At 72.9% G+C, this 12,266-nt stretch carries 7 protein-coding genes; 6 read left to right on the top strand and 1 reads right to left on the bottom strand.

The genetic code is table 11. From position 1 onward, the window contains the following. Positions 1-17: 17 nt before the first annotated feature. From B5557_RS37080 to B5557_RS37090, 3 genes are all read left to right on the top strand, one after another. The gene (locus tag B5557_RS37080; RefSeq protein ID WP_079663588.1) at positions 18-1,547 is read left to right on the top strand and encodes a hypothetical protein; all 1,530 of its coding nucleotides are present in this window, start codon (positions 18-20) and stop codon (positions 1,545-1,547) included. Positions 1,548-1,653: 106 nt separating this feature from the next. Then, positions 1,654-2,532, top strand: coding sequence for a hypothetical protein (locus B5557_RS37085; protein ID WP_079663589.1), 879 nt, complete (start codon positions 1,654-1,656; stop codon positions 2,530-2,532). Between the two features lie 102 nt (positions 2,533-2,634). Next, a complete protein-coding gene (locus B5557_RS37090) occupies positions 2,635-7,257 on the top strand; it encodes a hypothetical protein (protein WP_079663590.1) in 4,623 nt (1,540 codons plus the stop codon). Positions 7,258-7,412: 155 nt separating this feature from the next. On the opposite strand, the gene B5557_RS37095 is transcribed toward B5557_RS37090, so the two are convergent. Next, positions 7,413-8,072, bottom strand: coding sequence for a hypothetical protein (locus B5557_RS37095; RefSeq protein WP_079663591.1), 660 nt, complete (start codon positions 8,070-8,072; stop codon positions 7,413-7,415). A 420-nt stretch (positions 8,073-8,492) separates the two neighbouring features. Between B5557_RS37095 and B5557_RS37100 the strand changes: the two genes are divergently transcribed. From B5557_RS37100 to B5557_RS37110, 3 genes are read left to right on the top strand one after another with little or no spacing between them, the layout of a single operon-like run. Then, positions 8,493-11,414, top strand: a complete 2,922-nt coding sequence (locus tag B5557_RS37100; protein ID WP_079663592.1) for a nitrate- and nitrite sensing domain-containing protein — start codon at positions 8,493-8,495, stop codon at positions 11,412-11,414. After that, on the top strand, positions 11,411-11,842 hold the full coding sequence (locus tag B5557_RS37105) for a roadblock/LC7 domain-containing protein (RefSeq protein ID WP_079663593.1): 432 nt from the start codon (positions 11,411-11,413) through the stop codon (positions 11,840-11,842). Before B5557_RS37100 ends, B5557_RS37105 begins: the two co-directional genes overlap by 4 nt. A 9-nt stretch (positions 11,843-11,851) precedes the next feature. After that, positions 11,852-12,247, top strand: coding sequence for a DUF742 domain-containing protein (locus tag B5557_RS37110; RefSeq protein ID WP_079663594.1), 396 nt, complete (start codon positions 11,852-11,854; stop codon positions 12,245-12,247). Positions 12,248-12,266: the final 19 nt, after the last annotated feature.

Raw genomic sequence — 12,266 nt, forward strand, 5'->3', positions numbered from 1 at the left:
GACCTAGTCTGTGCACCGTGACTTCGCCTGCTTCGACGGACCGTGTTCCGCCCCAGCTCAGCGCGGGGCCGCGCCCCGCGCTGGGTCCGGCCGCCGACGAGGGGCTGGCGCGGCGGCTGCGCGCGCTCGCCTGCACGGCGCCGATCCACGACCTCGACGCGCGCAAGGCCAATCTGGCCGGTGAGTACTCGGTGTACGGCATGGCGGAGCTCGCCCTCGCCGCCATCGACCTGGTCACGCTCAACATGGACTTCGACACCGGCGCGGACCACGACCAGATAGTGGCCCGTCTCCTGCCGCGCATCGCCGCACAGGCCCCGCGGCGGCCCGTCGCCGAGCACGAGCGGGTGGCCCGCTGGGTCCTGGAGAACCTGATCAACGTCGGCAGCGTCGACCGCGGCTTCCGGGCCGCGTACGGCACGTTCGCACCGGACGGCACATATGTGCGCCGCGACTACGACTTCAAGCTGATCGAGGAGGTCCCCGGCTACGGCGGCGCGGTCTACCTCCGCACCACCGACGAGGCAGTCAACGTCCTGGTGGGCGCCCTCGACACCGACGTCACCAGCGCGCAGATCGCCGCCGAGGTCAAGCTCGAGGTGCTGATCCGCCGAGGCCGCCTCGCCGACGCCCAGCTGGCCGCCGAGCAGGCCCGCTACCGCACCGTGCAGTACTCGGAGACCCTGCGCCGCGCCCTGGAGGCCACCCGGCGCAACGTGCGCGCGGTGGACTGGCTCAACTCCGTGCCCGACATGATCGCCGAGGCCCTCGACCACGTCGCCGACCGCTACCGCCACGAGAACGCGATCCTCACCAACATCCGCAAGGCCCGCGACGAGATCGAGGACGCGGAGAACAAGCGGCGGGCCGCCGAACTCGTCGACATCGTCAAGGACTGCATCCGCCGGCACACACTGCTGCAGTCCCGGCTGCTGGAGGCCGGTCCGCTGTTCCGCGCCGAGCAGGACCGCCAGGCGTTCGCCACCCCCATGACTTCGTCGGGGATAGACCTGTACGGGCATCTCGTCGCGCCCGTGCTGCCGCTGCCGCTGGAGCAGGCGGTCCGGGTCACGGACGCGTTCTTCGCGCGCGGGACCGGACTGCGTACGCCGCCGTCCGTGCGGGTGGGCGACCTCGTCGACCTGCTGCTGACACCGCCGGTGGAACGGGAGCACCTGGGGGCGGAGATGCCGGAGCCGGACCTCATCGCGACGCCGGACGACAGCCGGTTCAGCGAGGAACAGCTGGCGATCGCCAAGGAGTTGCTCGACCTGCCGGCGGACGCGCCGCGCCGGCTGTCCGGACTGCTGGCGCAGGCGCGCGGCACCGGCGACCTCGATCTGCCGTACCTGGTGGCACTGCTGGCGGTGCACGCCGCCAGCCCGGCCGTGGGCACGGCCTACCGCCAGGGCGAGGAGAAACTGCTGTTCGCCGTGGACGACGGGACGGAACTGGACGACCCGGAGTTCGGCGGGGCCGACCTCATCGTCGGCACCGCCCTGCTGGACGCCGCGGGGATGGCGGCGGACCGCACGGAGGCGGCATGAGCCGGGCGGGGATTCGGACGGGGATTCGGACGGGGATTCGGACCGGGAGCCGAGCCGGGAACAGTATGGACGAGCACGAGAACGAGAACACCGAGGAGCCGAAGCCGTGACCGAGCACGTCGAGTGGAGCGACACGGAGGCCCCCTCCCCGGTGGCGAACGCCTCCGTCACCCCCGCCGACGCCGCCGACGCGGCGCGGCTGGTCGCCTTCGGGCTGCAGCCCAAACTGCAGCCCGCGCGGGACCAGGAGTACGCGGAGCTGCTGCGGCGCTACCGGGAGGACCCGGCGTTCGCCCGGCTCGCCGACGCCGTCGCTGCCGGGCTCGGTCTGATCGTGCTGGAGGTGTCCCCGCGCGCGGGGATGGCGGTGACCGCCGCCGAGGACTCGGTGTTCGCCGTGCGGATGGGGGACTACGCGCGTCGTACGTCCGCCGACGGCGGCGACCGCTTCCTGCACGGCCTCGCGCATCTCGCCGTCGCCGCGATGGCGTTCCCGCGGCCCGAGGACCTGGCCGACGACGGCTACATCGGGCGGGTCAGCGTCAACGGAGTCGACGCCTTCGTCCGCCAGGCCTGTCGGCGCTTGGAGGAGCGGGCCGAGGAGCAGGGCGAGAACACCGACCCCGCGACCGACGCGCCCGGCCTGGAGTCGGCCTGGCGGATCTGGGCCAGACGCAGTTCCACCGGCGCCACCAAGGACGCGCGCAGACTCGCCGGCTCGACGACCGGCATCGTCGGCAAGGCCGTCGGGTTCCTCACCGACTCCGGTTTCCTTCAGCGGACCGGCGACGACAACGGCGGAACCTACCGGACCACCGCGCGCTACCAGCTCCAGGTCCGTGACATGGCGGGCGGTGCCGCCATGGCCGAGCTGCTGGAGCTGGGCGTCGTCCCGGTCACCGACGGCACGCCGACGCTGCTGCCCCCCGAGGAGACCGACGATCTGGAACTGGTGGCCGACGCCGGACTCCCGTTCCATTCCTGAGGCCCTGAGGCCCTGAGGCCCTGAGGCCCTGAGGTTCCTGAAGCCTGAAGAACCGCCAACCCCCTGATCTGCCGATCTGCCGAAGACTTACGAGAGTCCGCCATGTACGAGCTGTCCCGGGTCCGCCTCTACTCCATCGGGCCTGCCGGTGCGCGCTATGCCGACACCGTGCTTGACCTGCGGGGCGTGGGCGACGTCGTGCCCGACCCCGCGCCCATGCAGGCGGAGTTCTTCGAGGAGGAGCCCGTCGGCCCGCCGCGCCGGCCCGCGCCCGCCGGCGTGCTCTTCCTGGAGAACGGCGGCGGCAAGTCCGTCCTGCTCAAGCTGATCTTCTCCGTGATGCTGCCGGGTCACCGCAACACCCTCGGCGGCGCCAGCTCCGGTGTGCTGCGCAAGTTCCTGCTCGCTGACGACTGCGGACACGTGGCGCTGGAATGGCAGCACGTGCTCACCGGTGAGTGCGTCGTCGTAGGCAAGGTCAGCGAGTGGCGCGGGCGGCAGGTGTCCAACGATCCGCGGAAGTTCGCGGAAGCCTGGTACTCGTTCCGGCCGGGGCCCGGGCTGAGCCTGGACAACCTGCCCGTCGCCGAGTCCACCGCGGTACGCCCGCCCGTGGAGGGGGCCTCCGGGGCGCAGGGGCGGCGGCGCACCATGAAAGGGTTCCGGGACGCCCTCACTGAGGCGGGGAAGGCGTATCCGCACCTGGAGGTGCACTGGGAGGAGATCCACGACCGGTGGATCGAGCACCTGGGCGAGCTCGGCCTGGACCCCGAACTCTTCCGCTACCAGCGGGAGATGAACGCCGACGAGGGTGAGGCCGCCGGCCTCTTCGCGGTCAAGAAGGACTCCGACTTCACCGACCTGCTGCTGCGCGCGGTGACCGACACCCGCGACACCGACGGACTCGCAGACCTGGTCAGCGGCTTCGGCAACAAGCTGGGCCGCCGCGCCGAACTGATCGCCGAACGCGATTTCACCGCCGGTTCGGTGGACCTGCTGGGGCGGATCGTCGACGCCGCCGAGGCGCGGGCACGCGCGCGTGACGTCCACTCCGGCGCCGAGCGGCGCACCCGCGCGCAGGCCCGTCGGCTGTCCGCGCGGGGCGTACGGGAGAAGGTGCGGGCCGGTGATCTCGCCCAGCGGGTCACGGCCGCCGCCTACGCCGTCACGCACTCCGAGGGGGCACGCGAGCGCAGTGCGCTGATCGCCGCCGAACTCGCCTTCCGGCACGCCTCGCTGGCGCTCGCCGCCGCCGAGAAGTCCGCCGCCGCGCAGAAGCGTGAACTCGCCGATGCCCGCACGCTGCACTCCGCCTGGCAGGCCGCCGAGGCCGTGCTGCGCCATCGCGCCGCCGCCGACCGCGTCGCCCGTGTCTCCGCGGCCATCCAGGAGGCCGAACGCGACGCCGCGCCCGCCCTCGCCGCCCGCGCCAAGGCCGCAGTCGACCTCGTCCGGGCTCTGCACGCGGCCGCCGAGAGCGCCGAGACCCTCGCCAACGAGGAGGAGGAGCGCTCAGCCGCCCTCCAGGACGTCGGCGAGTCCGCCCACCGGGACGCGACGTCCGCCGCCACCGACGCCCAACGCGCCCGCAGCGAGGTCGGGCACCTGCGCCAGCGCCTCGCCGAGGTGGAGCAGGAGACCGCCGAGGCCGTGCGCGCGGGCTGGCTCGACGACAGCGCGCCCGACGCCGATCCCGCGCGCGCGGCCCTCGCCGCCAGCGACGCCGAGAAGACGGCCGTCGCCGCCTGGGACACCGCCCGTGAGGCCTCGCGCAGAGCCTCCGAGCACGCCCGTGAGGCCGCCTCCACGGAGTCCCGCGCCGAGCTCACCGCGGCCCGCGCGGCGGACGCGGCGACGGCCGCCCAACGGTCGTACGACGCCGAGCAGCGGCTCGCCGAGTCCCTGGCCGGTGAGGAACGGCTCGCCGAACTGCTCGGCCTGACCGGGGGCGGGGCACCCCGGCAGATTCCCCGGCCTCGTCATGACGGCGAGCCGGACGACGGCTCCTCGCTCACGCCCGAGGACCTGGACCGCTGCGCCGACGAACTGCGCGAACTCCTCGACGACACCATCTCCTCCGCCGAACGGCAGCTTTTCGAGCTGCGCACCGCCGCCGCCGACGACTCCCGCATCCTCGGCGCGCTCGGCGACGGCGGACTGCTGCCGCCGGGGCCGGACGTGCTGGCCACCGTCGAGTTCCTCGGCGAGCACGGCATCCCCGCCCTGCCCGGCTGGCGCTACCTCGCCCAGGCAGTCGACCCCGTCGACCACGCACGCGTGCTCGCCGCCCGGCCCGAGCTGGTCGACGGCGTGATCATCACCGACCCCGACTCGCACGCACGCGCGCGGGAGGCGCTCGGTGAAGCCGCGCTGCTGCCACGCTCGGCGGTGGCCGTCGGCACGGCCGCCGCTCTGCTCGCACCGACCCCGGCCGCCGACACGCGGAGCGACGACGTCTTCCTCGTCCCGCCGAACCCGGCCATGCACGACGAGCACGCCGCCGACGAGGAACGACAGGCGCTGCGCGCGCGGGCGACCGAGCGGGACGAGGACATCCGCCGGCTCGCGGCACGCCTCGGCAAGGACCGGGAGCTGGCCGCCCGGCTGGCCTCCTGGCGTACCGGCTGTCCGGCCGGGCGGCTCACCGAACTCGCCCACGCCGCCGGGGAGGCGCGCGTGTTCGCCGAGGAGTCCGAGGCCGAGCTGGCCGAGGCGCGGACCGTACGAGCGGAGGCCGACGAGACCGCCGCCGAGGCCGCCCAGGTGCGCGACGAGCGCCAGGAGGCCGCGCAGAAGGCCCGGCGGGCCGCCGACGCTCTCGCCGGACTCGCCTTCCGGCTGCGCGAGCGGGCCGGCTGGCAGGTCAAGGTGCGCGAACTCGCCGACGAGGCCGCCGAGTCGGAGGCCCGCGCCCAGTCCTGCCTGGAGCGCGCCCGCGCCGCCGACGAGGACCGCCGCGGAGCCCAGCGCGCCGCCGACGACGCCCGCCGCACCGCCCGTGCGCTGCGCGCCGAACGTGCCGAGATCGCCGGCGCCCCCGACGACGTACCGGAAGCCGACCCGCACGCGTCCAGGGCGTCCCTGCCCGCCCTCCGCGAGGCCTACCGGGCCGCCTCCCAGCTGTACGAGAAGGTCGGCGTCGGTGCCGACCTGCGGGCCGAGCAGGCCCGCGCGGAGGGCGAAGAGAGCGCCGCCCGCACGGAGCTGGACCGGCTCAGCAACAAGGTCCGTACGCGCGCCGAGCAGCTGCTGCAGTCGCCCGACGGCTCCGACGGGCCGTCCCGGCAGGCCGCCGCCGCACGCGCGGAGGAGCTGGTGCAGCTCCTGGAGACCCGTATGTCCACCGCGAGCGAGCAGCTCGGGCGACTGCGCGGTGAGCACGAGCGGCTCGCGCCCGAGGACGGCGAGGCCCACACCGGGCTGGCCGAGGAGTTCCAGCCGCGCGACGCCGAACACGCGCAGGCGCTGTTGCGCACCGCGACGGCCGAACTCGCCTCCCGCGCCGAGGCGTTGAGCCAGGCCCGCGAGGCGCACGCCGAACTGCTGGCCGCCCACCGGGCCGCCGAGGACGCGGCCGGCGGTTTCGACGAGATCGCCGCGATGCTCCGCGACCTGCTGCGCGAACACCCGCAGGAGGAGGAGCAGGAGGAGCCGGAACCGTACCCCGGCACCCTGGAGGAGGCCCGCCATTCGGCCGCCGAGGCCCGCCGCTCGTTGCGCGGCTGCGCCGCCGACCTGTCCGCCGCCGAGTCCGCCGTACGCGAGGCCGGCGACATCCTCGTCCGGCATGCCAACTCCACCCGCTACGAGCAGGTCCGCACCCCCGCACGCCAGCAGATCCGTGAGCTGCCCGCCGCCGCGCTGCCCGAGCACGCACAGAAGTGGGCCGACGCGTTCGCGCCCCGACTGCGCGTCCTGACGGACGAGTTGGCGCAGCTGGAGCGCAACAGGGACTCGATCGTGGACCGGCTGCGTGGGCTCGTCGAGTCCGCGCTCGCCACCCTGCGCTCGGCCCAGCGGCTCTCCCGCCTGCCCGAGGGGCTCGGCGAGTGGTCCGGTCAGGAGTTCCTGCGCATCCGCTTCGAGGAACCGGATCAGGCCACTCTCACCGAGCGGCTCGGCGACGTCATCGACGACGCGACCCGGGCGGCCGTCAAGAAGAATTCCGACCTGCGGCGCGACGGCATGTCCCTGCTGCTGCGCGGGGTCGGCGCGGCCCTTGAGCCCAAGGGCGTCGCAGTCGAGATCCTCAAGCCGGACGCCGTCCTGCGCGCCGAGCGGGTTCCCGTCGGCCAGATGGGCGACGTGTTCTCCGGCGGCCAGCTGCTCACCGCCGCCATCGCCCTGTACTGCACCATGGCGGCTCTGAGGAGCAACGACCGGGGCCGGGACAAGCATCGGCACGCGGGCACGCTGTTCCTCGACAACCCCATCGGCCGCGCCAACGCGACCTATCTGCTGGAGCTCCAGCGTGCCGTCTCGGACGCCCTGGGCGTGCAGCTCCTGTACACGACGGGCCTGTTCGACACGACGGCGCTGGCTGAGTTCCCGCTGGTCATCCGGCTGCGTAACGACGCCGACCTCCGGGCGGGCCTGAAGTACATCAGCGTCGAGGAACACCTCCGCCCGGGCCTGCCGCAGCAGCCCCAGGCGGGGGAGGCGGTGCACAGCGAGATCACGGCGACCCGCATGTTCAAACGGCCGACACCCGACACCGCCCCCTGAGGGAGGGGAACATCAGGTCCGGGACCAGGTACCGCCTTGGCCCAGGCGTCGCGCGCGTGCCGCCGCCGACCACGAGTGGTCGAACTCGTCGATGCTCACGAGTCGCCGACCGCCTCAGCGTGCTGCCGCTCGCTTCAGGGGCGTGTCGGCCGGCCTCAGGAGTGGGACAGCTGCCCGGTGCCGCTCTGCCTGCGTATCCGCTCCTGCCGGCGCTCGGCCACCCGTGCCTGCCGTCGCGCCCGGCGGCGCTCGCGGCGCAACGAACGCGCCGTGCTGCTCGGTGTCGACACCACGCCGTTGCGCTGGTTCCACACCTGCCGCGTCACCCAGACGTCCAGCGCGCCCCAGGTGGCCAGCACCGTGCTGACCACACCGCTGATCACCATGGGGAAGGCCAGCCAGGATCCGGCGAGTGTGCACAGGAAGGCGACCATCGCCTGAATCAGTGTCACGGCGATGAGGAGCACCGCACGCACGGCCGCCGTACGCACCGGGTCGGGCATTCGGCGTCGACGTGCGGGCTCCTCCACCCACAACGGCCGGTAGGCCGCCCGCTGTTGCCCTGAGGCGGCCGCTCCGGGGGCGCCGGCCGCACCGGGCTGCCGGGCGCCCTCTCGCTTCGCACCGACGGACTTCGCGGCCGCCGGAACACCGCGGTCGGTCGACCCTCGCGTGCCCGTCGAACCGTCGCGCCGCTCCGCTGTCACATGCCTGTTCGCCGGAATGTCGCGATCCCGTGCCTCGGGATCCCGCAGCGCGGTACCGCGCGCCGCCGCGCCGTCCTCGGGTGCCTCACGCCGCTCCGCCGTGCCCATCACCGTGTCACTCCCCACCGCCAGCAGTCCGCTCGCCTCCGGATCGAAGACCCGGCTCCCCAGTGGCTGCCCGGCTTGCGCTGAATTACGCCGCCCAGGTGCGGCATACGGCTCGTGTGGCCGATTCCGCCCCCAATTCCCAATGAGTAGGACGAACGACCTGCCCCGAATGTTCCCGCGTTGCGAAAAATTCTGGCCAACTCGTCTACAGAGCCGGTCGGATCCGGCCTGGAGTCGCGCACCGGATTCGGGGAGGCAATCTCCCACAATGCCCTGACAACACACCATGTCTCGCCCTCGGTACGGAAGTTCAGCTTCCGGACCGCTCTTCGAGTTACCTGTGCGTCGGTAGTAGGCTCGCGCCGTTTGTTGACGCACATGCGTACCCCCTGTCGGTGGGGGTTCGAGCTGGGGGAGGCCATGCGCTTTCGCGGGAAGTCGATCCGCCGGAAGATCGTGGCGCTGCTCCTCGTGCCGCTGGTTTCCCTGACCGCGATCTGGGGCTTCGCCACGGTGCTCACGGGACGTGAGGCGAGCCGTCTGTTCACCATGTCGTCCCTCGTCGAGAAGGTCGGCTACCCCATCGAGGACACCGTCCGCGTCGTCCAGCAGGAACGCCGCCAGACCCTCGTCTACCTTGCCGACCCCCGTGCCTCCGACGCGCTGTCCGCGCTGCGCCGCACCCGGACCGCCACCGACGAGGCACTCGCCGAAATCCGAAAGAACGCCCAGGACCCCGACGTACGCGACGTCCTCGACCAGGAGGACGGCGAGAGCCTGACCGCGGTCCTCGACGCCTTCGACGGCGTCGACTCCCTGCGCCGCAGCGTCGAGGAGGGCACCGTCACCCGAGCCCAGGCCCTCGACCTCTACACCCAGCTGATCGACCCCTGCTACGCCCTGTTGGCGAAGATGGACGTGGTCGACAGCGTGGAGATGGACAAGCAGTACCGGGCGCTCGTCGGCGTGGCCCGCGCCCGTGAACTGCTCTCCCAGGAGGACGCCCTGCTCGGCTCCGCCCTGGTCGTGGGCAAGTTGAGCCGCGAGGAGCTCCGCGACGTCTCCGACCTTGCGGCCCAGCGGGGAGTGGTCTACGACATCAGCCTCGCCCAACTGCCCACCGCGGAGCGCGAACGCTACGAGAGCTTCTGGAAGAACGCCACCACCGCCCCGCTGCGGACGGTCGAACAGGCTGTCGTCGCCACCACGCCCGGCCGCCTGCCTCGAGGCGTCAGCGCCCGGAACTGGGACACCGCGGCCGGAAACGTCCTCGACGAGCTCGGCACCCTGGACGAGCAGGCCAACGACCGCTATCAGGACCGTGTCGGTCCGGTGGCGACGGAGGTCATCGTCAAGGCGGTCGTCGCCGGTGTCTTCGGGCTGATCGCCCTGCTCGTCTCCCTCGTCCTGTCCGTGCGCATCGGCCGCGGCCTCATCCGCGACCTGCGTCAGCTTCGGCTGGAGGCCCATGAGGCGTCCGGAGTGCGGCTGCCCAGCGTGATGCGCCGCCTGTCCGCTGGCGAACAGGTCGACGTGGAGACCGAGGTTCCGCGGCTGGAGTACGACAAGAACGAGATGGGCGACGTCGGCCAGGCCCTCAACACCCTCCAGCGCGCCGCCGTCGAGGCCGCAGTCAAGCAGGCCGAGCTGCGGGCCGGCGTCTCCGAGGTCTTCGTCAACCTCGCCCGCCGCAGCCAGGTCCTGTTGCACAAGCAGCTCACCCTGCTCGACACCATGGAGCGTCGCACCGAGGACACCGAGGAACTCGCCGACCTCTTCCGCCTCGACCACCTCACCACCCGCATGCGCCGACACGCCGAGGGTCTGGTGATCCTCTCCGGCGCGGCACCTTCCCGGCAGTGGCGCAAGCCCGTTCAGCTGATGGACATCGTGCGCGCCGCGGTCGCCGAGGTCGAGGACTACGAACGCATCGAGGTCCGCCGCCTGCCCCGCCTTGCGGCGACCGGCCCGGCCGTCGCCGACCTCACCCACCTGGTGGCCGAACTCCTGGAGAACGCCACGGTGTTCTCCCCGCCGCACACCGCCGTCCAGGTGTTCGGCGACCGGGTCGCCAACGGTTTCACCCTCGAGATCCACGACCGTGGCCTCGGTATGGCGCCCGAGGCTCTCCTGGAGGCCAACCTCCGGCTCGCCGAGACACCGGAATTCGAGCTGTCCGACACCGACCGCCTCGGGCTGTTCGTGGTCAGCCGCCTCGCCCAGCGGCAGAACGTCCGCGTCTCCCTGCAGCCCTCGCCGTACGGGGGGACGACCGCCATCGTCTTCATCCCCGACGCACTGCTGACCGACGACGTCCCCGACACCAACGGCATCGGCTTCCGCCTCGACCGCCCCCGGCCCCCGAAGGAGCCGGAGCCCGGGGAGACCCGCAGGGCCGCTCTCTCCGCGGCCTCGGTGCAGCTTCCCGGTCTGCCCGCCTCGATGCTCGACGGACCCGTCGAGCTGGAGGCCCCCGTCGACCTGGACGCCCTCGGAGGTTTCCCGGCCCCGCTGGAGGACGACGACGAGCACGGCGGCCTGTTCCGTCCGCGCCGCTCCCTCACCCGTGCTGAGGACGAGCCGGCCGCCGGTGCCTTCGACCAGCACCGCAGGCTGCCCGACGGCCTCGGCGACCCCGAGGGGCCGGTCAGTGACGACCCGGCCGCCCCGGTACCGCTGCTGCCCGGTTCGCGCACGCCCAAGCTGGTCAGCTCGCACGGGCGCCCGGTCACGGACCAGCGGCCCCGGCGGGCGGAGACGGACACAGAGCCCCCGGCCAGGCCCGGCCCCCGCCGTGTGGAGGGCGAAGGCCCGGCGCCTCTGCCGTCCCGCCGCCGCGGCACGACGGCACAGATCCCCCGCAACGGCGGCCCCGTCGAGCGGCCCGCACCGCCGGAACACCCCGGGCGGGACGCAGACGAGCAGTCCCAGCCTCCAGTCCTCCCACGGCGCAGCCGGCAGAGCCCTGCGCTGCCCACCGACCCCGACGACACGGCTGGGCGCGCCGCGACCGAGGCCCCCGGGACGCACGGGAGCGCACAGGCCGGTGACTGGGGCAGCGGCACCCGGAACCCAGGAACCGCGCCTCATGACAACGGCTCCGGCACCCGAGCGCTGCCGCGGCGCGTGCGCCAGGCGAACCTGGCCCCGCAACTTCGGCAAGGCCCGGATCCGCGCACCGAGAACCGTGCCGACCCCGCGGACCGGGACGCCGACGAGGTACGCAGCCGCATGGCCTCGCTCCAGCGGGGCTGGCAGCGTGGCCGCGTAGAGAACGCCGCGGGCGACGACGCCCACAGCGGCACAGCACCACAAGGAACGACAAAGGGGGACGGTCGATGACCGCACCGAAGGCGACCGGCCACAGCACCACCAACGGCGAGCTGAACTGGCTCCTCGACGAACTCGTCGACCGCGTCGCCAGCATCCGCAAGGCCGTCGTCCTCTCCGGCGACGGCCTGCCCACCGGCGTGTCCAAGGACCTGTCCCGGGAGGACGGCGAGCACCTGGCCGCCGTCGCCTCCGGCTTCCACAGCCTCGCCAAGGGCGTCGGTCGCCACTTCGAGGCCGGCAGCGTCCGCCAGACCGTCGTCGAACTCGACGACGCCTTTCTGTTCGTCACGGCCGCCGGTGACGGCAGCTGCCTCGCCGTCCTCTCGGACGCGGACTCGGACGTGGGGCAGGTGGCGTACGAGATGACGCTCCTCGTCAAGCGGGTCGGCGTACATCTGGGCACCACCCCGCGCACCGATCTGCCCTCGGGCGGGTAGTGGGAAGGCATGAGCACAGACGGTCAGGGAAACAGTCGCTGGTTCGACGACGAGGCCGGACCGGTCGTGCGTCCGTACGCCATGACGCGCGGCCGTACCACCAGTGCGATGCAGCACCGCCTGGATCTGATCGCGGTGGTCGTGGCCGAGTCCCACGCCGACGAGGCGGAACAGGATCCCGGGCTGTCCCCGGAGCACGTGGGCATTGTGGAGCTGTGCCAGGACGCGCCGCAGTCGGTCGCCGAACTCGCCGCCGGACTCAACCTGCCCATCGGAGTGGTGCGGGTCCTCGTCGGAGACCTCGTGGACGCGGAATTCGTCCATGTGAACCGACCGGTCCCCCCTGCCGAACTGCCCGACGAGAGTATTCTGCGCGACGTGATCAACGGCCTCCGAGCGCTGTGAGCAGCGCGGAAGCGAGGTG

Source organism: Streptomyces sp. 3214.6 (genome assembly GCF_900129855.1).
Lineage (GTDB): Bacteria > Actinomycetota > Actinomycetes > Streptomycetales > Streptomycetaceae > Streptomyces > Streptomyces soliscabiei.

Excerpts from the sequence above, each read along its gene's own strand:
- B5557_RS37090 (WP_079663590.1), top strand. The coding sequence starts at position 2,635 with ATGTACGAGCTGTCCCGGGTCCGCCTCTACTCCATCGGGCCTGCCGGT.
- B5557_RS37095 (WP_079663591.1), bottom strand. The coding sequence starts at position 8,072 with ATGGGCACGGCGGAGCGGCGTGAGGCACCCGAGGACGGCGCGGCGGCG.
- B5557_RS37100 (WP_079663592.1), top strand. The coding sequence starts at position 8,493 with ATGCGCTTTCGCGGGAAGTCGATCCGCCGGAAGATCGTGGCGCTGCTC.
- B5557_RS37105 (WP_079663593.1), top strand. The coding sequence starts at position 11,411 with ATGACCGCACCGAAGGCGACCGGCCACAGCACCACCAACGGCGAGCTG.
- B5557_RS37110 (WP_079663594.1), top strand. The coding sequence starts at position 11,852 with ATGAGCACAGACGGTCAGGGAAACAGTCGCTGGTTCGACGACGAGGCC.